Origin of the sequence: Adonisia turfae CCMR0081 (assembly GCF_011009555.1) — a bacterium.
GTDB classification, from domain to species: Bacteria; Cyanobacteriota; Cyanobacteriia; order Phormidesmidales; family Phormidesmidaceae; genus Leptothoe; species Leptothoe turfae.
In genome coordinates this window covers 1,118,173-1,140,878 of record NZ_QXHD01000004.1, presented here as the reverse complement: position 1 = coordinate 1,140,878, position 22,706 = coordinate 1,118,173, and the positions used below count along the sequence as shown (strand labels likewise).

Below are 22,706 nucleotides of genomic sequence, written 5' to 3'. Positions count from 1 at the left end.
TGGAGATCTGCCTTGATTAGATTGGCATTGCCCTTGGATAAGGTACACACCAGCGTGACATCGGAGACCGCATCACGAGCCAGAGCCGACCAGAGGTATCGCATCTGAGCCGCTTTATCGATCCATCCACCAGGTTTGTGCTCAAAGGCAAGCACACCGGCATAGCCATCGCGATAGGCCACCCATTCACGATCTGCTATGGGCACTGCCTGAGCCGTTTCAAACATGTAAGACGCCGGATGTTCAGTGACATGTTGCTGACAGTGAAATTGCTTACCATCAAATACTGTGAGCTGAGTCAGGGGCCTTGGTTCAGTGGTATTGAATTCACTCCACTGGAGAGCCCATAGATCTTCAGCAGTGAGGGCAACCACATCAAGACCAACTTGAGTGGTCAGCAGCTGTTCCCAGTTCTGAAAATCAGTAAAGGCCTTTTGGAAAATGCGACTAAGTTTGACGCTTTTTTGATGCTGGTCCTCGCCAATAAACTGGAGCCACTTGTTGCCCATTAAGGCCGAGACTTTTTGGATAAACGCTTCGATGGTGTCTTCCGTTTCGGCAGCATCCGAATCGATGGTGGCAGAACAGTAAATATGGAGTGACTTGGGTTTGCGTACACCGTGATGTGTGAGCTGCTGCACCCGAGCCTTTTCACTCATCAAAATAGCCTTGAGTTCGCTATTGGGTGCGGTGTTATACAGCCGATCCAGTTGACGTTGCCGATCAGTATCCGAGGCAATGGAGGTAAACACCAGACTCATATGTTCACGACTGGGAAAACACTTCAGTCCGGATTCCACCGCGTCACAGAGTTTGGCTAGGGTATCGGCATCAAGGGTGGGATGAATACCGGTAGACCGAAAAGCAAAGCGAAACTGGAGCTGTTGTTTGTGCTTGAGTAAGACGGCACCCACCCGACGCTTGCCCATGAGAAATTCAACGTAGTCCGAGAGATGAATCGAGTCTTCAATGGGCGTATATCGTTTTCCAGCATGGTGGATGACTCCGATTTTTGTCGTAGCTTTCATCGACGACGTTTCCTTGAACGCTGTGGAGAGTTGAGCGAAAAGGGAACAAACAACACATAGCCTTTGGCCCAGCGGGGGACAACTTGAAATTTAGCGAGAAACCGCCAGGGAGTATTCCCAGTGAGAATCCACCAAACTGCCATACCGCTGAGGATAAAGACCAAAGTCCACACCCAGCTCAGGGCCAGAAGCTGACAGATCAAGAGTGTAACGACCCCAATAGAGCCCCAGGGGAGAATCAGCTCAGCGGGAACGGGGCCTAGCCGAGGACGAGCACCCAGATTTTGATTGACGGAACGAAAAGAGGGAGGAGACATTAGACAGAGGCTGGCAATAGATGTTCAGAACAAAACATGACTTATGTACCCGCACCACCAATTACGAGATTAGCCATCAGATCACCGATAACAATCGCCATAACGATAATGAGCGGTGTCCGTGCCAGCGTCGTCCAATCGTCGTCGTTCCTTGCGGCGACTAGGACGCGAATAACAGCAATGGCAATGTAGATAACAAAGATGGCTCGCAAGACTCCAAAAATCAGTGGGACCATGGTGGCAGGGACATTACTGGTACTGAGTAAATTGGCAATAAACGTTTCGGCATTTTGTAGAAATTGAGCGTGAGCTGGGGCCAGGGTTAGGTCGGTCAAAATATAGGAAACCAGGATCAGTAATGATGGAAGAGAGGTAACGGCTAATCGACGCAGACGGGTTTTGCGGCTCCAACGAGCCAGCTGGTTGAACTTCAACCGAATTGCCGTAGACCAGATGGTGCCGATGGAAAGTGCCACTAGCATCATGCTGAATAAGATGCCTTTGAGAGAGGCATCAAAGAGGAGTGAGACCGTCGCAACTCCTAGCAGAATGCTAACAGGCGGCATCTGAAAGAAACGGCTAGATTGAGGCGTGAATGCTTTGGGTGCTGACGAATGAAAGTGTTGCGAAGACATAACGTCACCTATGAGAGATTAGCCTCATCCTATGAAAAACTCTCTTAGGCGTAAACGGCAGCGATCTCAAGTTTCTTAAGAGAGATTTTTTGGAATCTTTTAAGGGAATGTTCAAAGAGTAGAATTTCGGGTGGTAATAATAAGCATTTAGGATCCAAAGCAGCCCATTGATGTGGGTGTCTCCCGGCAAATGGAACGGTTTATGTGGGAGCACCCCGGCAATTTATCAAGGTTCGGTGGGGACTGCCTGGCTACCAAAAGTTTAAGAAACTTCATGATGGCATCTTGAACACCCAGATGCCGAAAAAATCGCTAGGATAGAAACCATTTAAAGTCTCCTGGTAAATCGTCAAGGCAATGTCAAGTTGCCATGAATCGGCTAGGGCTTGAGGTCCAGGGTGTCTCTACGTTTGACCTATATAAGGAGAACTTGCATGACCGCGCAATCGAGCCCTTCAAACCTGACACAGTCAGGCTCAGCGCCTTCAAATTCAACGGATAGAACACGACTACATATTGATTTACGAGATCCCAGCTTAATGTCCAAATTGAAGGATCAGGCATCTCATTCAGACCAAACGCTTAAGGCGTTGGTCAATGATGTGCTGGAGCGCTTTTTGGCGCAGCCAACAGTTTTCTCCGATGATTTTATCAATAATCTAGATCGAATGTTTTCAATGTTTGAGTCATTGCCGATGGACCAGATTTATCAGCTAGCTGAGACGAGTCATCGTTCTCCTGATCAGATGCTATTGCACCTGTTGATAAAGGGCTTGACGGTCTATAGTTCGTTAGAGGAATTGGAACGCGATTGACCGGGTTATGACAACACATAAACCATGGTCTGAGGATCTAAACAAGGGGATTCAGGATCTTCCCATTGTGGAATCTCCGGCCCATTTTGACCTGAGTGAAGCTGATGTGGCTGCCGCGCGGGAACAGGGGTTGGAGATTACGAGTATTCGTGCGTTTTATGCCCATGCTGAGGACCGGTTATATGAGACCCAATCGGTGATTCCAGATGACCAGGCCATGGCGCTGATGGAGCGTCTTGTGATAGCCGATCGTCATTTGCCGACTCCTGATAAACCCCGTTATCAGCTGACCTATGACCCCAGTGGCAGCATCACCTTAACGACGTCTGAGGGGCGATTGTTATATCGCTATTCGGGAAATATTCTTCTGCATAATGGTCTCTCGCCCGAGGATGATGCGTATTTGTCAGCTCAATTGGCGGCGAACCAGACAGTCACTGTTACGGATGGAAAGTACCTGATGCATCAGGTAGTGGCCAATTTAGATAAATGGTCGCAGGATCCATCTGTGGAGTTGGAGGTGGACTATGTGGCCGGTCAACACATTTTGCTGAAGCGGCCTGATGGCACGACAGTGTTTCATCAGGTTGAACAAACCGTTCTCTGCAGTGATTTTCTGCCCGCAGAATGGCAATCGCTGACGCATCGGTTGGCCCACATTAACGATCCAGCTCCAGACCCCGATCCAGATTTGGAGCTGTGATGGCCTTAGGCTCACGCTGCGTGTCGAGTTGGTAAATCGTGATGGGGACATGGACCTTTTTTCTTAACTGATTCAGCCGTTGATCGCCGATGTTACCCACCAGATGGATTTCATCAATGTGCTGTTTGGGTAGTGTCTCTCCTGTGTGAACCCAAGCAAACTCAAACGCTTTGGGATACTCCAGATTCCAGGCGGTGACCTTACCGTTACGGTGTCTGAGCTGAACCCATCCAGGGCGATCAATGGCTTCAACCTGAACATAGACCGGTCCAACCCGGCCCGGAATTCGTAAACGATCTCCCAAACAAATGGTGACTTCGATAGGCTCGGTTGATGTCTGTTGAAGCGCTGTTTGGGGAGAATTTAGGGTGCCTGATTGTTTGAGCCGTTGCCGAATGGCCTGGGTCAGTCTGTCGTGAAGTTCGGTAGGGGCAATTAACAGTGCTTGCTTATTCTGGGCAATGACATGGGCAAACTGGCCAACCGCATCGGTGTAGGGATAGGGCGTCACCAGCGTTTGTGTTGGCTGAGCCCGGATAGGGATGTGGGCAGAGCGGCACAGGTGGCCGTTGTGCTCATACAGATGTCCGTCTGCTTTAGCGTCTGTGATGGCCTGAGCCAGATCACGGTAGCCAAAGGGCTGTTCGGGATTACCCCAGCCGTCATCGCCGAACACCTGCTGCATCAGGGTAAGGGTGTCGAGGGTTTCGGTAAGACCAAGGGACTGGGTCAGATGCTCCAGGGCAGCTTTGGCCGCATCTAATCGATAGGCTGCATCTGGGGTCTGAGAAATGTGGGGTTGGGGATGTTCAATGCCCAGGCCTATTTGTTGATTTTCTGTGTCCCATTGCTGACGTAATGATTCCAGAGAGCGGTGGCCCTGTTTTTTGGGACGGGTGCGGAGACAGGCGATCTGCTTTTGGGCTCGTGAGGCTTGATGGCCGACTGCCTGGAGAATTTGCTGTCGTCGTTTGGACCAGTAGTCGAGTTGTTCAGGGGTATAACCGGCCAGTTCTAGATGTCCCTGGTAGCGCTTTACGGCGTAGCCCAGCTGTTGAGCGTTGATAGCGAGGTCTTGGTGATAGACCGTTTGCCACAGCTTGCGGTGCTTAAAGAGAGTGCGGGCATCCAGGGCTCTCCAGTCCTGGCCCGTTTGGGTAGTATTCAGAACAACATTGTGAGTATGGAGTTGAGGATCTTGAGCGCGGCTGGTGGTATGGGCGAATTGGGCAACGATGAGATTTTCCGTCCGTTCAAAGAATACGCGTTGACCATTCCAACGGCGAGCACCGCTTTGGCTTTCAATCAGGGCTAAGGCTGTTTTGACGGCTTGGTGGTGAGCATTGAAGAGGTCTACAGCACCATGCCAAAGGGTGGCCAAGCTGATGGATTTGGGAGCACTGAAGGTGAGATCGATACCAGCGACATGGTGTATTTTGAAGGCTTGATGGAGTGGCTTGCCATCAGGGGTATAGCCATTCAACAGTGTGGAGAAGACTGGATTCCCGACCGGGCCATCCAGCTGTAGCGCATCACAACCGTTACCAGTCCATTGACTGGCGGTTTTGGCTTCGTCTGGGGAGCAATAATTGTCGGCCCCATAGTAATGAGCTGCGTGTTGGCTGGAGACAGAGGCAATGGACAACATGGTAGGTGTTATGAAGAGGGCGGTTTACAAATGTCAATATTCTTGCAACTGTGTGGCCGTAGATTTGGCCGTAGATTTCGGGTGTAGATATCTGATGGTGATATGGGTGTTGAGTCGTTGTCGATATCACTGTTGAGTCAATGGTGATAGTTGTTGAGTCACCGTTGATTCAATGTAGAGTCTTTGTAGATAGGGTGTAGATATCACCGTTGATTCAATGGTGAGTCTCTGTAGAGTTGATAGAGAATCTAAAGAAAGACTTTGTTGATGCAGAATTTCAACAGTCTTGTTGTTATGGTAGTGACTATTGGTTGTGTGTTGTTCAATCCGTCAGACTGAAACGAATTAGTTTTCGCCGCAGTAATAGTTCAGCATGACCCATGCGAGGGAGTCTCTAGAAACCTTTCTGGGTGAGCCCGGCCCCGACAGTAGACTGTCAGATCGTACCGTTGTGGGTCAAATTTTCCCAGAGATTGAGACGTATCGACAACGAGGATACTCATTAAGTGCAATTCATAGTGCACTGGTGCGTGGTGGCGATTTGAGTTGTACGGTTACCACATTTAGAACGTATTACTATCAAGAGCGTCATCAACGGTCTGATGAACAGTCATTACCAGAACAAGGTTCAACGACTGACTTAGCTGTTCCGATGACAGAGCCTCTTCCATTGCAGGAGGCTGAAGAACAGATTTTGACGGACACATCTGATTCGAAGTCGTTATTGACGATCAGTGACACAGAGTTAAAGGCTCAACAAGCATTAGCCAAGCGTATGTTCGCCCAACGACGGGCTGAGTTGGGAATTACCCGACGCGAAAACTAGAAGCTAACAACCTATTGAATTTTGGAGGACTCCCATGAGTAGTTCCACAAAGAAACCCGCTGGCTCGAAGTCAGCAGAAAAACCACGTATTCATTTGGTGAGCGGTGATAAAGGAGGCACGGGTAAATCGGTAGTCTCGGCCATGCTGGTGGATTATTGTCGGTCTAAACAGCAGGTGATTCAGCCGATTGATGGAGATATGACAAATCCCACCTTGAGTGGAGCCTATCCAGATGCGATTGAAATGGTGGTATCGGATGATCGGGATATGCGATCGCAACTCAACACCATTTTTGTTTCTGCCCAAAAAGAAGGCAAAACGGTGATTGTTGACTTACCGGCCCGCTCAGAATCGGCCCTGACTGCCTGGTTTAGTGAGTACAATGTGCTGTCATTGGCGGAGGCTCAGGGGATTAAGTTTATCAAGTGGTGGGTGACGGATGGCGATCCATCGACGCTGGATTTGTTTTCCAAGTCAGTGAAGGGCTTTCCTGAGATTCGTCATATATTTGTGAAGAATATGGGCCTGACTAAGCCGGTTCATTGGACGGTGCTGGAGTCATGGCCAGAGATTGGTCAGTGGCAGCAGGATGGCATCATAGAGATGATTGAGTTTCCGTGGATGGATAAGCTGCTGATTTCTCGGGTACGTCGAGCCCAGCAAACATTTGGTGAGCTGGCAGATGCGGCGGCGACGGATGATATTTTGACCCAGGGTAGGATCCAGGGATTCTTGCGACAAGGGTTTATGGCATTGGAGCAGACCAGTGTGTTTAGTCAGGAGCCTGACAAGATATTGGCGAGGAAATCTGTTGCGTCGGCTTCTGAAAAAGAAGCTGTCTCCAAATAGAAATAGTGTTTGCGCTTGAGATGACGATGATGGGTGTATCGGGTTCTTGTTGATTACATGTGATGCATCATGAATAGAAAACGATGGGTGTTTGGGCTCCTGGGCGCAGGTGTTTTAGGAGCAGTGCTGCTGGTTTCTACGCTCGGGCGTTCTGGCGAAAAGATTGTGCCAGTGGCAGCCCAACAGTTGCCGGTGACAGCGAAAGCAGTGATTGGGGGTGAAACGATAGAGCTGGAAGTGGCTTCGACAGCTGAGGAACAGACGATTGGGTTGATGTTTAGGGATTCGTTGCCTGCGAATCGTGGCATGTTGTTTGAGTTGCCGCGACCGAAGGCGCAGGTGTTGTGGACAAAAGATGTGAATTTCCCAATTGATGCGGTATTTTTGCGAGATGGCAAAGTGGAGATGGTGTTGGCTGAGTTGCCGCCTTGTTCGGGGGAGCCGTGTCCGGTGTATGGGGTGAGTAAGGCGGTGGACCAAGTGTTGGAGTTGCCGGGTGGTCGTGCGGCTGGGTTGGGATTGGTGCCAGGGAAACAGGTGAGGATTCAGCAGGTAGATTATGAGACTCAAGGCTGAAGGTGTGAGTTGCGATCTCATATTTTGAGAAGTGCGATCGCAACTTAACTGATCCATCAGTTGGCAACCTTCTGCACTCTTATGACAACTTGATAAAGCCCTGTGCTGTAGCTGGCTGTCAGCAGTAAAATGCTGGCTATGGTGTATCTTCTCTCGGCAACTAAGCTCAAGTCCTATGCCCAGTGTCCCAGGGCGTACTACTACCGCTATGAGTATGGTTTGAAACAGCCGTCGATATTTGGTGCGGCGGTTTTGGGTACGGTATTGCATGGAGCGCTGGCGCAACTGTATCAGGATTGGCATTATCAGGATCCGCTACCGTCTGAGGAGTGGCTACGCTATTGCTGGGAGAATCAGATTGGTGCGTTGACTGCGGCCCAGATGGAAGAGGGGTGGCAGATTCTTCAGCGGTATTTTGAGACAGAGATTTTGCCGTTGGGTGTGATGAAGCGTCCGTTGGCGACGGAGGGCAGAATTCAAGGTTTACTGCAGGTAAATGGTCTGGAGTTTAAGCTGACGGGACGTTATGACCGACTGGATAGTTTAGAAGATGGTCTGGAGCTGATTGATTATAAGTCGGCGAAGAATCCGACTTTGCCTGAGACTAACACGATTGACCTGCAGCTGGGGTTATATAGTTTGGCGTTGGAGCAGCGTTATGGAAAGTTGCTGCGACGGATGAGTTTGCTGTTTTTGCGCACAGGGGAGCGGGTGACCTATGAGGTGACCTATGAGCATCGGCGGCAGGTGGAGGGGATGATTGGGGAGTTGGCGTTGCGGCTGTTAGATGAGGAGGATTGGCAACCCCAATGTGGAGAGCAGTGTGGGCAGTGTGTCTATGCGAGGTATTGTTCGGCGATAGAGGCTGAACCGGAGCCGTTACCGGAGGTGCGTCCGAAGACGCGGAAGTTGCAGCTGTGTTTGAGTTTTTAGCGTATTGGCGGGATTGGATTGCGATCTCAACTCAAAAATTTGGCAGAAGCCGTCAGATCAATTGTGGCTAACTTTTTAATCTTTGTTAGCACGGATGCCCCCATTTGAAAAGTTACCGCTTTCACAATTTGTAGCAAGTAACTTGACCGAACCAAATAGCACTAGCAAAGCGGCTGAATGACATACTACATTGCGGGAAAGACGGAGTAGGATTAATTTTATCTTACTCAAAGTCAAAAGTACCCTAACGGGTACTATCAAAACCCTAAACTCAATGCTTCAATTAATAGTCAAAGCCTGCTGCTCCCAGTGAGCAAGGCTGATTTGGAGCGATTGTTGTGTTTAGCCTCAAACATGTGAAATTTAACTTATATGACCTTGCATCATAAGCGCTACTGTGGATACTTGCAGCGGATGATATTGGTTAGTCACTATTGACGTATTGCTCAATGTAGTCAGTTTCTTAATTGGTAGAGCCATACCCTAAGTACTCCGACTGATCATGAGTTTAATGCTAGTCATACAAAGCCACTAAACACATACTACCCTTCAAGGTACTTTTCACAAAAATTTTGCCCCTGTACTATATACTACTGTTAGCTTCACTCTCAAATAATTTGCAAGCAAAGTTTCTAGGAGTTCAAGAACCTGGAATGGAATTCTTTCAAGGATTCAGCCTCAATATGGAATTTGTTTGAGACTGCTGTATTGCTAAGGCTAAAGTCTAATTTCTTCTATCTTAATTTCTTCTATCTATATAGAAGAAGCAGTTTCATGAATATCTTCTCTAACCTCCAATGGCTTTCTCCTTCAATGGTATTGATATTTGGAGTTGGATTGATAGTTTCAGAATCATGGTCAAGACACACAGGAATCATAGAGACCAATCCGAAACTGGTCCAAACTAGTTCTGATGTCCTTGCACATAAGATTTTTCGACTCTATCAACAAGAGCATTACGCTAATATTATTCCTTTGGCACAGCGTATCCTCAAAATCATTAAGGTACAGATAGGGAAGCAATGCTCTAATATAGCCGAAAGTCTCAACAATCTAGTAGCACTCTATCAACTTCTGGGTCGATACCCTACAGAAAATTCTCTCTCTATTCGTTAACCTCAACTAGCTCAAAAGTACTCTGATTCTGCCAAGAGCTTTAATGATGGAACATTATTCTACCCTGATTCAGGGTTGTAATGCTGATGTAAAAAATCTCTGCCAACGCTCCCTATCTATTCGCGAAGAACAGTTGAGGCCAAAGTATCCCAAAGTAGCCAGAAGCATAAATCACTTAGCGATACTATTGTTTTTTAACTAAAATCACTCTATCGAATCAGAATCTCTTTTAAGACTAATTAAGGCGGAACTAAACCAGCTTCAGTGAATTCCAAAGCCTTGCTTCACAGGAGATTTAGATAAGTTCATGTGTTCTTAAAGTTCAACAAAACTTCTAATCCAAGATCAAAACTCAACAAATCTATTGCGTAGAAATGTAAAATTCCCAATGAAATTTTTATAGAGACGCAGAATAGCTAAGTCGAATAAAAATAATCTTTAAGCCGATCGAGAAATTGACCTTCCTAGTCTATCTAAATTATTCTCTTGGCCAGGAAGAATAATGGATATTTCTTGCATTGAGTTGTTTTAGAAACACAGGAAGTACATACATATCACAAGAAAAAAGCATGGAAATCTTTGACCTAAACCAAGATCTAAACCCTCTCTCGGTTAATTCTCACTTAGACTCACATGCGCTTCCAGATAATAATCCACTTGGATTACCTAAAAACTCTACCCCTTTGGAGTTATCAACACCAGATATTGAAATCTCTGACCCACAAGGAATAGAGCCAACACTCACTACAGTTCTTTCTGAAGCGGACTTATGGGAAGCTGATTCAGCAGCAAACACCACAGACTTGATAGCTCATCAACCTGATCAAAGCACGTTTTCATCTTTAGAAGCCTTTTCAATTGATGATCTTACTGGTGTCTTCACAGTCGAGCCTACTGGTGAAATCACTACTGACTTCCTCTTTGATGCCGGAGGCTATAAAAGTGAGCTGGCAATTATTAGCCTAGAAGGTATGGAGGACTTAATCCCAGGTTCTACGGCATTTATCCAGGAAGGAGCACGTCGAGGATTGAGTGGCTCACCACTGGGGCATATCTTGATTTCTGACAGAAATGAAGGTGCAAGGTTTAGTGGTGAGTTAGGAGAGAAGAACCGCAATCGTGGTGATTACAATTCTCCTCGAACCGTTTTTATGAACCCTGGAGATCGGGTTGCGCTGATGCTTGTACCAGATGGTACGTTGAGTCAAGTTGCTAATCAACCGAACCTACAGGGCAGTGCTAGACCTTTCTTTTCGATGACTGCAGCCAACCCAGGCGAAAAAACACAATTGGCACAAGTTACGGGAAGTCTATTTGCTTGGGAAGACCTTAGATTGGATGGGACATCTGATCGCGACTATAACGACATCATTTTTCAGCTTCAAGGGGTCACAGGGAGAGCAACTGCTTTTGAAAACTTGGTGGCTGCGAATAAAGATTGGCGAGATCTGGATCTAGGCAAAATCTTAATTGACCACGCAAGCTTTGAAGATGTCAATCCACTCCAAATCACTGTGCGCTTGGCAAATGATACAGGCTTTGACAGTACTGATGGGATTACCTTTGATTCTAATATTTCAGGTTTAGTCACTGGCACAAGCCTGATAACAGCATTCAGAGGTAAATGGGATAGCCCTTCAGGGGGTGGTTTTGTTGATATTCTCAGCGCTCTAGAAGATGACGGAAGCTTTACCTTAACGCTAGCTCAATTGGAACAGATCAATGGCAGCCCTATACTAGATGGTGAGCATAGGTTGTTGCTACAAGCTGTGGATGCAGCGGGTAATTTTTCTGAAACTGAGCTAGTTTTCACTTTAGACACCACTGCTCCAAGACTAACAGGTACCCCATCTAGTCTCTCTTCTAATTTTATTGATGTGAGCTTTAACGAGTTCATGGAAGCGGGGATATCTGATCTAGATAACTATACTCTGAAGCAAGTAGGTAATGACAGCGATGGACAGGTGGTTGAAATTACGTCTGTTGAGCAACTAGATGGTCAAAAACTTCGTCTCTATTTCAGTGCACCAGCGGCTGGTCAGTATGAACTAACAGTCGATTCTAGTGTAAGTGATCTGGCTGGTAATGCATTATCTGATGGCGATGAACTAGATGTGTTCTCTCCATTATTACCCTCGAAGGTTGGTGAAGTTTATGTGAGTGGTGCAGCCTTGGCTTTCCAAGATCTCGGTCCATTATCGGGCGTTGCTATCGATGAAATAACTGGGAAATTGATCCTCCTGTCTGAAGAAAAAGATGGAGTGAACTCGTCTCACCTACGCTTAGACGATGTCGTTACCATTTTCCGCTCCGTTTATGAAGAAGGGCAAGCTCCTTATGTGACCATTGATCCTGACCCCGAAGATCTCGAGGGTGATTTCATAGTGCTTCATGATCCGTTTACTGATGATACCTATGTCGGTTGGACTCTCTTCGAAGCCGATCGAATTATGAAAACCTACTCTTTAGGCGTCGACAATGTGACGAAAGAGCCATTTACTAGCTTGGTTCCCGGCTACAAAAATCTGTTTGATCCGGATTTCCAAAGCGCTAATGATTTCGATGAGGCTATCTTTGAAAGGTTTTGGATTGTGCCAGCTGAGTTGAGCCGAGACCAAGCCCAAGTTGAGGATAAAAGTTTAACTCTCCTGGATGTAACACTCAAGGTCAACACCGAACGCATAATTCTAGACGAAAACGGAGTACTGATTACAGCTCCAGACCCAACACCCTCAGATGGAGCAGCTTATTTCTCAAATTGGTTCACAGAAAATTATGACGCCATTGCCCAAGAGGTGCAACTGCCACCCCCTGATGGGAGTGGAATTGTAGGGACAGTGTCGCCATTCACAGAAACTGAAGGTATGGCGCTAATCACGGGTGTTGCCGAAGTGCTTCAGGATCAGGTCATTTTTATGCCGGACTGGATGCAGCAATACGGGGTTTCTCCCGTTGATGTGACTGATACGACACCTAAACTCAAGGTCACAGAGACTATCGAAGAGGAAACTGAAGAGGGGGTAACCGAAACCACCGTAGAAATCGACGGTGGGGTATCCCTTGAACCAGAAACAATTACCTCGCAAACCAATAACCCCCCGACTGCCGTGTTTGCCGAAAAGTTGTTTGACATCGCCGATACCCAACCATTACTCGCGTCATTTAACTTTATTGAGGCTGGGAAGACCTATAACGCCCTTGCCGTACCCACAGATAATACTGAGGCATTGGGTGGTCAAATGCTGCGTGAATTAGATCTAGCTATTCCCATGCAGGATGGAACTGACTTGTCTCTGGAACGTAGTTTCCATTCTTTCTTCGTGCCAGATAGTATTTTGGGTAATAGCTGGACCTTAGACTTGCCAACATTGGAGCAAGAGTTTACTTCTGAATTTACTACTTATCAATTCTCTAGTCCCCTTAAAACCCAGTCAGCTCGATTTATCCAAGATAAGGATGGGGTTTTTCAACCCGATAAGCCAGATAAACTTTTTCCACTTTTAGTTGGCGATGATAATCGTATTGGCACAGAAACCAAGTTAGTTCGATTCCAAGACGGACGAGATTGGCACTTTGATCCCCAAGGTCAGCTTTTAGGATGGGTAGAAGGTCCCGTGGCTGCGGCATACAAGCGAAATTCACAAAATCAGATTGCAACCATTGAGGGTTGGTACGATAACACCAAACAGGCAACGATTGAATTGACCTATAACACGAATGGACAACTGGAATCAGCAACAGGCAGCAACAATTCATTCGTCGATTATGGTTACAATGCAGCAGGACAATTAGCGTCAGTAACAGGCACCAATATTTCATTGGAGTATACCTATAGCGAACAGGGGTTAGTTACCGGTATTCAGAAGGATGGTACCTTAACAGCAATGTTTACCTACGACACGCGAGGACAGCTGACAAGTGAATGGATGAGTGATGGTACTTCCGATGGGACAACACTTATCTATGGAATTCAGTATCTAGATGAAGGTATTCAGCTCACAGTAACGGATGTAGAGACACAAGCAATGGTAAACATCCTATACGACTCTGATTTGCAACCGCTGCAGCAAACCTTTAGCGATGGCAAAATCATCTATTGGCTGTAGTAGCTTGATAATTCAATTATCCTGTCCATTTCCCTTAACTGCTAAAGAGTAATGCATAGTCATCGAATCTGATTATGGGCAGGATAGTATTTGAAAGATGACATTACTTAGAAAAAGCACACTACTTCGAGGATTTCAAATATGAGTGATAACCAATTCATCTTTGAAGTTTTACAGCTAGTTGCTGAAAGTCAGGATAATGCTGAGCGGGTACATTCTTTTCTAAGAACCAGGCTGAAAGATTTAAACGAGACTTTGGTGAAGCTTTTCCCAAGCATTACACACCATCTCCTTCAGAACACTTCTTCTCAAGAACAGCAACAGCTCATTGCTCAAACACTGCTGAATTTTAGCAACAACATTAGTAAATTTCTATCAGGCGATCGAGCTATCAATTTAGAATTAGCAAGAGTAAGTTGTTATGAAGCTCTACAAATATTTAGTCATAACCAATTATTTGTAGACTTGGCCAAGGCCCAAAATAACTTAGGTAATATTTATTCTGATCGTCATATTCGAGGCGATCGCGCTAACAATATTGAGAAGGCAATTCAATGTTATTTAGCTGCTCTGACAGTAAGAACGAAAGCTGACTCCCTCATAGATTGGGCGCGAACTAAAATCAATCTTGGCAATGCCTATCTGGACCGTTTCAAGGAAAATCCCACCAAGAATATCTATGACGCTTTTAAGTGTTACCAAGATGTTTTAGACGTTTATGAACGTGATGCCTTTCCTGAAGAATGGGCAACTGCAACTTCTGCTCTTGGCAGAGCTTATTTTCAGCTTAGCTTCAAGGAAAATCGTGCTGATAATATCGAGAAAGCAATTGAACATTATCAGAATGTTCTTAATTTAAGAATCGATTCGATATCTGCTAAGCTAAGGGCCAAAACGCAGAATCTGTTGGGTAATGCTTACGTTGATCGTCTCCAAAAGAGTCGTGCTAACAATATCGAGGAAGCTATTCAGTACTATGAAGCTGCTTTAGATGTTTATAAGCATGCAACTTTTCCTGAACAGTGGGCAGCGACACAGCATAATCTTGGCCATGCCTATTATGCTCGTATTCAGGAAAAACGTGCTAAAAATCTAGAACGTGCTATCAAGTACTACGAAGACGCCCTTACGGTACGCCAAAAGGACGCTTTCCCCATGGATTGGGCCACTACGTGTAATGGCCTTGGTGATGCTTACGCTCGTATCCAGGAGAAACGTGCTGAAAATCTAAAACGCGCTATTGAATACTACGGGGATGCTCTTACGATACGTAAGAGGGATGCTTTTCCCATGGATTGGGCCACTACGTGTAATGGCCTTGGTGATGCTTATGCTCGTATCCAGGAAAAACGTGCTGAGAATCTGGAACTTGCGATCAAATACTATGAGGACGCCCTTACGGTACGTGAGAAGGACGCCTTTCCAATAGATTGGGCCACCACTTGTAATAATTTAGCAAATGTTTATCGCGATCGTATCAAAGGTGAGCGTAAAGCTAACTTAGAGAAATCTATTGAGGACTATAAGGCTGCCCTCACTGTGCGAACCAAGGAAAATTTTCCTGTGGAATGGGCACAAACTAAAAACAACCTTTCCATCACCTACTATAACCGCATTCAGGGTGGTCGAGCAGCCAACCTAGAGGAGGCTATTGAAGGCTATGAGGCTGCCCTCACTGTGCGAACAAAAGAAGATTTTCCTGTGGAATGGGCAACTACAAGACATAATCTTGCTACGGCCTACTATGCACGCATTGAGGGCGATCGTTCAGACAACTTAGAGAAAGCTATTAAGGGCTACGAGGCTGCCCTCACTGTGCGGAAAAAAGAAGATTTTCCTGTGAGCTGGGCACAAACTGAAAACAACCTGGCTAATGTTTACTCTGAACGCCTTGAAGGTGATAAAAATAACAACTTAGAACGAGCTATTGAGAGCTATAAGAATGCCCTCATGGTAAGGAAAAAGGAAGATTTTCCTATGGACTGGGCACAAACTAAAAACAACTTGGCAAATGCTTACTCTGCGCGTCTTGAAGGTGATAGGAATAGCAACATACAAAAGGCAATTGAGCAGTACGAAGCTAGCTTAGAAGTCTACACACGCACTGATTTCCCAATAGATTGGGCAAATACCCAATACAACTTAGCCAATACTTCTGCTAGCTGCATTGATTCGGACGGTGTAGTCAATGCAGACATCAACTTTTACGAGAAGGCTATCTACGCTGCTAAGCAAGCCTTAGAAATATTTGAGCCCCAGGTCTTGCCTAATGAATGTCGCCTGACGGCTCGATTACTCGGTAATCTTTATTCAGACCAACAGCACTGGAACGATGCCAACACGTCTTATAGCAAGGCCATAGATGCTGCTGAAGTGCTCTACCAGTCAGCTCTATCGCGCAGTAGCCAAGAATCGGAGCTTGCTGAAACTAATGACCTATTCCGCCGAGCTGCCTTTGCCCAAGCGAAAATAGAAGAACAACTTACGAACGCGGTTACCACTATAGAACGGGGACGAGCACGGGGCCTAAGGGAAACACTAGAGCGAGACAGAGCCGACTTATCTGGCTTAGAAAAAGATCATCGCGAGATATACGAGCAGTATCAGAAATCAGCAGAAGCTGTAAGGCAACTTGAAATCGATGAACGCGCCCTCAGCTCCCCCATGCAGGAGAGGAAACAGTCAATATCTGCAACTGAATTACGTCAGCGTGCTGAGACAGATCGACAAGGTCTGAGCGATGCGATTACTGCTATTCGGAAATGTCCTGGCTATGAAAACTTCCTGAAACAGCCTAGTTTTGACGACATTGCTACAGCGATACAACCTGATCAACCCTTGGTCTATTTAGTGGCTACACCTAAAGGCGGATTAGCTTTGATCGTCCATCAAGTTCAACCCGATAAGGACGGGACTGGGGCACTGCAGATTTCCCCCATTTGGCTGGACAAACTGACCGATACTTCACTCCGAGAGCTGCTGGTCGGTTCAGGCGAAGAGCGAGGAGGATGGTTTGGCTCCTACCCCCCATTTGGTGATCGCGTTGCTTGGCTCCAAACAATTGATCAAGTCACGCATCAACTTTGGACAATGGTTATGCATCCAGTCGTCACTCACTTGGAATCCCTGAAAGTTACCCAAGCTGTCCTTATTCCTACAGGGTACCTTAGCTTCCTGCCCCTCCATGCTGCTTGGACAGAAGACGCTGCTACCCCTACTGGTCGTCACTATGCTCTTGACTCTATCAACTTCACCTATGCTCCCAATGCAATTTCTTTGAAGACAGCACGGGCTATTAATGAAACAACAAAAGTCCACTCTCTCCTAGCTATTAACGAACCTCGACCAACTAGAAAAAGTGAACTTCCTAATTCTGAACATGAGGTTGACATAGCTGTTGCCTATTTCCAAGGGAGTTCAAAAGTTATGAAGCATGAGCAGGCCACACGTGAAGCAGTCTTAACTGAACTTAAAACACTCGATCATAACGTGCTGCACTTCTCTTGCCATGGCGATGCAAATTTTAATAGCCCTCTCTATAGCGGACTAAGCATGGCCGATGATGAGATCCTCTCACTAAGGGATTTCTTTAAGACCGATCTCAAAGGAGTAGACTTAGCAATTCTCTCCGCCTGTGAAACTGGTTTGCCAGGCATGGAGCTACCTGATGAAGTTATTAGCCTACCGACTGGGCTACTGCAGGCTGGTGTTGCAGGTGTCATGGCTTCCTTATGGCATGTTTCTGACCGCAGAACCATGATGTTATTCTGGGCGTTCTATAACGCTTGGCAGAATAAAAACCATAGACCAGCGCAGGCATTACGCTATGCTCAGATGTGGGTAAAGGATACTTCTAATGCCGAGAAAGTAGAATACTTCAAGCAACTTATTCCTGAACTAGGCAACCACTCTCCTAAGCTAGTAAATGATTCGATATCTTATCAAGCGGCGAGTGAACTCTACCAATCGTTAGCCTTTTCTGATCCTGATGCGAATGATGTAGCTCACCCCTTCTACTGGGCAGCCTTTACCTATGTTGGAATCTAGAATGGTCTTGTGTGTAAAAACTTTTGTCCCCCAAAATTACACTGAACTATGCTCTCAGCAAAAATACTCGAAGCTGCTAAGATCATTCGTCAATTCTTGCCCAATCTTCTCGAAAGTCAAGCGTCTGAATTTGATCAGCAGCTAGCAGACTTAATCAACCGCCATCAGGCTGGTGAACCACTGGTTAATCAGATTACTAGTCTACTTGCTAGCAATTCAGAAACATGCAAATGGATGCATGATTTCTTAGGCACTGATTCAACGCGGACCAGAGGTGGAGAATTTAGTCCATTACCGGGACTTCCAAACATAGATGCTCCCAGATATGTTTGTCCCGAAAATGACTACATCTGGCATCATATCGACGGCAGCGACCCTATTCCCAACTGCCCAACTCATAACTGCGCTCTAGTAAGAGACGAACCTTAACAATGGCATCTACCAAGTTCTTGAAGGAGTCGGTAGGCAAACTACCAGAACATTGTTTTTTTGCCCTTTATTGCCATTCTCTTCAAAGACAATTTGCTAGCTTCGTCAAGGTGTCTAAAATTAGGCCTATAAACAAATATTGAAAATCAATGACGCCTATCAATTTTTAATAAAATAGAAAAATACTACACATAATTTATTCTTACTGAAGTAATCTAAATCGCTGTAAGATTGCTTCTACAATTTAGTTGAATTATCAATATTTCTGACATGCGATAGGGGCTAAATTTAGTTCACATGGGCTACGAGTATCACGTATTTCTAAGTTATAGAAGACACGGCGAATGGCCTGATTGGGTGAACCAAACGTTTTTGCCACTTTTCAAGCACTATCTTGGAGAAGAACTAGGAGAAGAACTAAAAGTTTTCTATGATATCGAATCTATTCCTACCGGTGTTAGTTGGCCTAAAAAGCTTGGTGATGCGTTAGCTCGCTCTTGTATTTTAGTACCTCTTTTTTCAAAGCAATACTTTATCAGTCCATGGTGTCAACTGGAGCTTGCTAATATGCTAGCCCGAGAGGAAAAAACTGGATTTGGTACAGCTCAGCGGCCAGAGAGACTGATCATTCCAGCAAGAATTCATGATGGACAATATTTTCCAAGGTTTATAGGCGACATTCAGTGTGCTTGCTTGGAGCACTGTTCTAATGTACGTCTTGCTCGGAATAGTCTTAGAGGAGAAGAGCTTACAGAGCTGATTCAAAAATGGGTTCCAGATGTTGCTTCTGCTGTTGAAAGAGCGCCTGAATATAATTCGGAGTGGCATCAATTAGCTATTGATGAATTTATGAAGAAGTTCGACGCCCAGAAACCGAGACAAAGGAAAATACCTAGATTAGGATAATTATGGGCTCGATCGTAACTTTTTACTCATTCAAGGGTGGTGTAGGGCGTACTATGGCGCTTGCTAACATAGCTGTTTTGCTTGCTCAAATGGGTAAAAAAGTTCTCATGATAGATTGGGATTTAGAAGCACCTGGACTTCCAAACTATTTTAGTGGTTTCGAGATAAAAGGAAATAATTCAGGACTTCTAGATTTACTTCTGAAATCAAGAGATTCTAACTCCATAGAAGAACTTTCCTGGCAAGAGTATGTATCCCGTATAAAACTAGGCTCCAACTGTTATCTGTATATGATATCCAGTGGGTCTTCAGATGAGAATTATAATGGGAAAGTATTGACATTTGATTGGGAACTATTCTTTGAAAAATTTAATGGTGGTGAGCTAATAGAGAGTCTTCGTGATGATTGGCGAAAAGCTTTCGATTTTGTTCTTATTGATAGTCGAACTGGAATAACAGACTCGGGTGGAATTTGCACTATTCAAGTCCCAGATGCCCTTGCTGTTATTTTTACTGCGAATTATCAAAGTCTACATGGAGTCAAAGACATTGTTTCTAGAGCGCAAAAGGCACGGCAAAGTCTGGATTTTGATCGTATGCCTCTACTTATTTTGCCTATCCCATCTCGCTTTGACAGTAGAACAGAATTTAAGGAATCCCAAAAATGGATAAAGATTTTTGAGAAAGAATTAACCCCCTTTTATGCTGACTGGTTATCCAAGGGCAATACACCGATAGAAGTCATAGAGAGAACCAAACTACCATATGTCGCTTTCTTTAGTTTTGGTGAAAAGCTACCCGTATTAGTTGAAGGTACTTCTGATCCAGAAAGTCTCGGGCGAGCATATTTGACAAATGCAGTACTAATACTTGAGCTTTTTCAAGATCCTAATACTGATGAGATCAGCAGAGCTGCTCCTTCAGATAAGCTGGATAACCTTGCAGAAATATCTAAAAAGTTAAGCACTTCTCTAAATTCCATCAATTCAAATAAAGGTCATAATCATGACCAAGAGCAACCACCTGATTTCGCAGTGGTAAGTGCCCCTAAATATATTTGTCCTGAAGGAGACTACACTTGGTATCGTTTCGATATTAGTGACCCTATTCCCACTTGTCCAACCCATCACTGTTCTTTGGAACGAGAAGATGCATAGATATGGCACCAATCACATTTATTGAGGGAATTGGCAGTCAACTGGCAGAACGATGGATTGCCACATTGCTGACTCCTGCCTTTTGCTTTTGGGCGGGAGGGTTTTTTCTACTGACTCAGCTCAGCATCTGGGGAGATATCAAAACTAACTTAGGCAAGCTGTCAGAGCCATTTCAAATTGCTGTACTAGTTGTCTGTCTACTAATCATTGCCGCCTCCGCATTCATTGTTCAGCGCTTTGATTTAACGATTCTGCGCTTTCTAGAAGGTTACTGGTCCCAAGATTGGAAACCTCTGAAAAGGCTTTGGAAGCGCAAGACTCAACAGCATGCACAACAGCTGCACGACATCAAAGACCAACTGCAAATCCTTATGCGTTCGGCTCCAAGCGTAGATGTCTTCAACAAAAAGGCTCAACTGGACCATCAGCGTCGCTGGCTGCCCTCTAAACCAGATGCCTTAATGCCTACTGAACTAGGCAATATCCTGCGAGCTGCTGAACTACGCTCCGAGGCTAAGTATGGTCTGAATGCTGTGGTTTGCTGGCCCCATTTATGGATGCTTCTACCTGAACATCCTCGCAATGACTTACAAGAGGCAAGGGCTAATCTCAATACCGCTGCCCGTATTTGGCTCTGGGGTCTGCTGTTCTGGAGTTGGACACTTTTAGGCTTTTGGACACCCTGGGCTCTTTTAGCGTTGCCAATCGGATGGTGCACGATGGTATTTGCCTATCGCTGGTCCTTATCGGCAGCCCGTGATTATGGCGATTTGCTAGATGCCGCTTTTGATCTGCACCGAGATAAGCTGTACAAATCCCTCAGATGGCCATTACCAGAGAACTCGGATGTAGAACGGGAAATGGGTGAGCGACTGACTCAATACCTATGGCGTGGCCCAGTAAACTTTGTTGCCTATCAGGACTACGACTAATATTTTGGGCTATACACAATAGGGGTTTGCCAACCGGTAATAAGAGACAGATAATTCCTTTAAAACCCAGACACGCTGAAATAACATAACCAGCGAACAATTGACTCTAAGGTCGATACCTGACTCTCGATGACTTTTAGGCGAATCTTGACGAATGATTTTGGTTAGTTTCTATCGCCGGTAATCAATTCAGTTGAGATCGCACCTCTACTACACCCCATACAAACTCTCAACATCTCTAAATTCATAACCTCTTCGTATCTAACCCTTGGCATAAAGCCACTACATTTGATACAAATGAACTATCGTCATCCATCGTTCCCATGGGATTCCCTATCCCAGGCGATGCCATCGAGCAGCGCCTTGACCTCAACCAGTACCTAATCAAACGCTCAGCCGCCACATTCCTAATGCGAGTGGACAGTGCCATGGCCACCCATGACGACGTCCAATCCGGCGATTTACTCGTCGTCGAACTGACAAGTCAGCGCTTACGCTATCGCTCCCTCACCGGTCAACCCGGCACCCTAGTCGTTGCCGTCCAAGACGGCGAACTGATGGTCACCCGTTTAAGCACAGAAGACTCTCGACCCATAGACCTCTGGGGTGTCGTCACATCCCTGATCCGTCAGTTCTCATGAGGGCAACAAAATGTTAGCCTTAGTAGACTGCAACAGTTTTGTGCGACGTGAAAGTCGTGCAATTGATTGTCCCGCCTGCTTTTGGCAGGACCGGACCGGTTGTCCCATCAACCGTATCCTAGGAGGAAATGCAATGCGGTAACAAGTTGTATTAAGCACTCTGACAATGTACCCCTGGGATATATAACCCCCACTGGAATCGTGAGATGAAAGTGGTCCTGATAGCACCAAGTCGGCTTGGGGGCTAGGATCGGACAGTATGGTTAACACATGTGAACTCTCGAATGAACGTCGTTATGCAGAACAAGCCAAAGGTGCTGACAGGCTTGAGCCAAACAGGCAATGTAGTAGGCACAGGGGTTGAAAGCTTCCCCTGTCATGGGCACACCACACTACCGGCGAGAAGAGAGAACCTAACCTGTCCTTTTTTGATCAATTGTACGGAACACGGTAAGCCCGTAGTCTTCCTTAATTTAGGAAAGCAAACCGTAAGGTGAGCCGATAGGTCTGCGGGTAAAGGATGGTGGAGAAAGCGAAGGCTTGGCTGTAATGGCCGAGATAGGGGTTGAAACATCACCCTCCACGAAAGTGTGCAGACTTCCACTGGGTCTGAAATCACGAGAGAGTATGGCAAACCGCTAAAGGAAACAAAGCAGATGACGGTATCACCAACCGGTGCGGTTTCCCGCGAAGCGATAGGCTGGCACGACATCAATTGGCGTGTCGTCAATCAAAACGTGCGGCGGCTTCAGGCGCGTATCGTGAAGGCGACTCAAGCAGGACGGTGGGGTAAGGTGAAAGCCTTGCAACGCCTTCTGACTCATTCGTTTAGCGGCAAAGCTCTTGCTGTGAAACGAGTGACTGAAAACTCTGGTAGACGAACGTCAGGTGTGGACCGGGTTCTCTGGGACACCCCAAAAGGAAAGATGAAAGCCGTAGGCGCACTGAAGCAACGGGGGTATTGTCCCCGTCCGCTCCGCCGTGTCTACATTGAGAAAAGTAATGGCAAGTTACGACCTCTTGGAATTCCGACGGTTTTTT

The 22,706-nt window shown here is 46.0% G+C and carries 17 protein-coding genes and 1 pseudogene; 14 read left to right on the top strand and 4 right to left on the bottom strand.

The annotated features are described in order from the left end of the window. From DXZ20_RS09120 to DXZ20_RS09110, 3 genes and pseudogenes are all read right to left on the bottom strand, one after another. Nucleotides 1–1,028, bottom strand: a pseudogene (locus DXZ20_RS09120) (hypothetical protein); the annotation flags it as partial. Continuing rightward, a complete protein-coding gene (locus DXZ20_RS09115; protein ID WP_163697740.1) occupies nucleotides 1,025–1,345 on the bottom strand; it encodes a hypothetical protein in 321 nt (106 codons plus the stop codon). The pseudogene DXZ20_RS09120 and the gene DXZ20_RS09115, both read right to left, overlap by 4 nt. A 41-nt stretch (nucleotides 1,346–1,386) precedes the next feature. After that, nucleotides 1,387–1,980: a hypothetical protein gene (locus tag DXZ20_RS09110; RefSeq protein ID WP_163697738.1), complete on the bottom strand. Its 594-nt coding sequence runs from the start codon at nucleotides 1,978–1,980 to the stop codon at nucleotides 1,387–1,389. Between the two features lie 434 nt (nucleotides 1,981–2,414). On the opposite strand from DXZ20_RS09110, the gene DXZ20_RS09105 reads away from it, so the two are divergent. Together DXZ20_RS09105 and DXZ20_RS09100 are read left to right on the top strand one after the other, a co-directional pair. After that, nucleotides 2,415–2,795 carry a hypothetical protein gene (locus tag DXZ20_RS09105; RefSeq protein WP_006513228.1) on the top strand — a complete coding sequence of 127 codons (381 nt, stop codon included), beginning with the start codon at nucleotides 2,415–2,417 and terminating at the stop codon, nucleotides 2,793–2,795. Between the two features lie 7 nt (nucleotides 2,796–2,802). Beyond that, nucleotides 2,803–3,498, top strand: a complete 696-nt coding sequence (locus DXZ20_RS09100; RefSeq protein WP_163697736.1) for a hypothetical protein — start codon at nucleotides 2,803–2,805, stop codon at nucleotides 3,496–3,498. On the opposite strand, the gene mobF is transcribed toward DXZ20_RS09100, so the two are convergent. After that, nucleotides 3,455–5,146, bottom strand: coding sequence for a MobF family relaxase (mobF, locus tag DXZ20_RS09095; protein ID WP_163697734.1), 1,692 nt, complete (start codon nucleotides 5,144–5,146; stop codon nucleotides 3,455–3,457). The two genes, DXZ20_RS09100 and mobF, sit on opposite strands and share 44 nt — an antisense overlap. Nucleotides 5,147–5,519: 373 nt before the next feature. On the opposite strand from mobF, the gene DXZ20_RS09090 reads away from it, so the two are divergent. The 12 genes from DXZ20_RS09090 to DXZ20_RS09035 all read left to right on the top strand — a co-directional run. Then, nucleotides 5,520–5,972: a hypothetical protein gene (locus DXZ20_RS09090; RefSeq protein ID WP_163697732.1), complete on the top strand. Its 453-nt coding sequence runs from the start codon at nucleotides 5,520–5,522 to the stop codon at nucleotides 5,970–5,972. A gap of 34 nt (nucleotides 5,973–6,006) precedes the next feature. Next, complete coding sequence (locus DXZ20_RS09085; RefSeq protein WP_163697730.1) at nucleotides 6,007–6,822, top strand: P-loop NTPase family protein; 816 nt, start codon at nucleotides 6,007–6,009, stop codon at nucleotides 6,820–6,822. A gap of 69 nt (nucleotides 6,823–6,891) precedes the next feature. Next, the gene (locus DXZ20_RS09080) at nucleotides 6,892–7,398 is read left to right on the top strand and encodes a DUF192 domain-containing protein (RefSeq protein WP_163697728.1); all 507 of its coding nucleotides are present in this window, start codon (nucleotides 6,892–6,894) and stop codon (nucleotides 7,396–7,398) included. A 129-nt stretch (nucleotides 7,399–7,527) separates the two neighbouring features. Further along, nucleotides 7,528–8,331: a RecB family exonuclease gene (locus DXZ20_RS09075; RefSeq protein ID WP_163697726.1), complete on the top strand. Its 804-nt coding sequence runs from the start codon at nucleotides 7,528–7,530 to the stop codon at nucleotides 8,329–8,331. Between the two features lie 1,685 nt (nucleotides 8,332–10,016). After that, nucleotides 10,017–13,553 (top strand): DUF4114 domain-containing protein, encoded by a 3,537-nt coding sequence (locus DXZ20_RS09070; RefSeq protein ID WP_163697724.1) that lies wholly within the window; start codon nucleotides 10,017–10,019, stop codon nucleotides 13,551–13,553. A gap of 141 nt (nucleotides 13,554–13,694) precedes the next feature. After that, entirely contained in the window at nucleotides 13,695–17,600 is a 3,906-nt protein-coding gene (locus DXZ20_RS09065) for a CHAT domain-containing tetratricopeptide repeat protein (protein WP_163697722.1), read from the top strand. A gap of 48 nt (nucleotides 17,601–17,648) precedes the next feature. Further along, entirely contained in the window at nucleotides 17,649–18,029 is a 381-nt protein-coding gene (locus tag DXZ20_RS09060) for a hypothetical protein (protein ID WP_163697720.1), read from the top strand. A gap of 297 nt (nucleotides 18,030–18,326) precedes the next feature. Next, complete coding sequence (locus DXZ20_RS09055; RefSeq protein ID WP_163697719.1) at nucleotides 18,327–18,935, top strand: toll/interleukin-1 receptor domain-containing protein; 609 nt, start codon at nucleotides 18,327–18,329, stop codon at nucleotides 18,933–18,935. 2 nt (nucleotides 18,936–18,937) lie between these two features. Next, nucleotides 18,938–20,092 carry a tyrosine-protein kinase family protein gene (locus tag DXZ20_RS09050; RefSeq protein ID WP_284681666.1) on the top strand — a complete coding sequence of 385 codons (1,155 nt, stop codon included), beginning with the start codon at nucleotides 18,938–18,940 and terminating at the stop codon, nucleotides 20,090–20,092. 2 nt (nucleotides 20,093–20,094) lie between these two features. After that, nucleotides 20,095–21,024, top strand: coding sequence for a hypothetical protein (locus DXZ20_RS09045; protein WP_163697714.1), 930 nt, complete (start codon nucleotides 20,095–20,097; stop codon nucleotides 21,022–21,024). Nucleotides 21,025–21,347: 323 nt separating this feature from the next. Further along, entirely contained in the window at nucleotides 21,348–21,665 is a 318-nt protein-coding gene (locus DXZ20_RS09040; RefSeq protein ID WP_163697712.1) for a LexA family protein, read from the top strand. 656 nt (nucleotides 21,666–22,321) lie between these two features. After that, on the top strand, nucleotides 22,322–22,706 hold a 385-nt coding region (locus DXZ20_RS09035; RefSeq protein WP_250565687.1), incomplete at its 3' end, for a reverse transcriptase N-terminal domain-containing protein.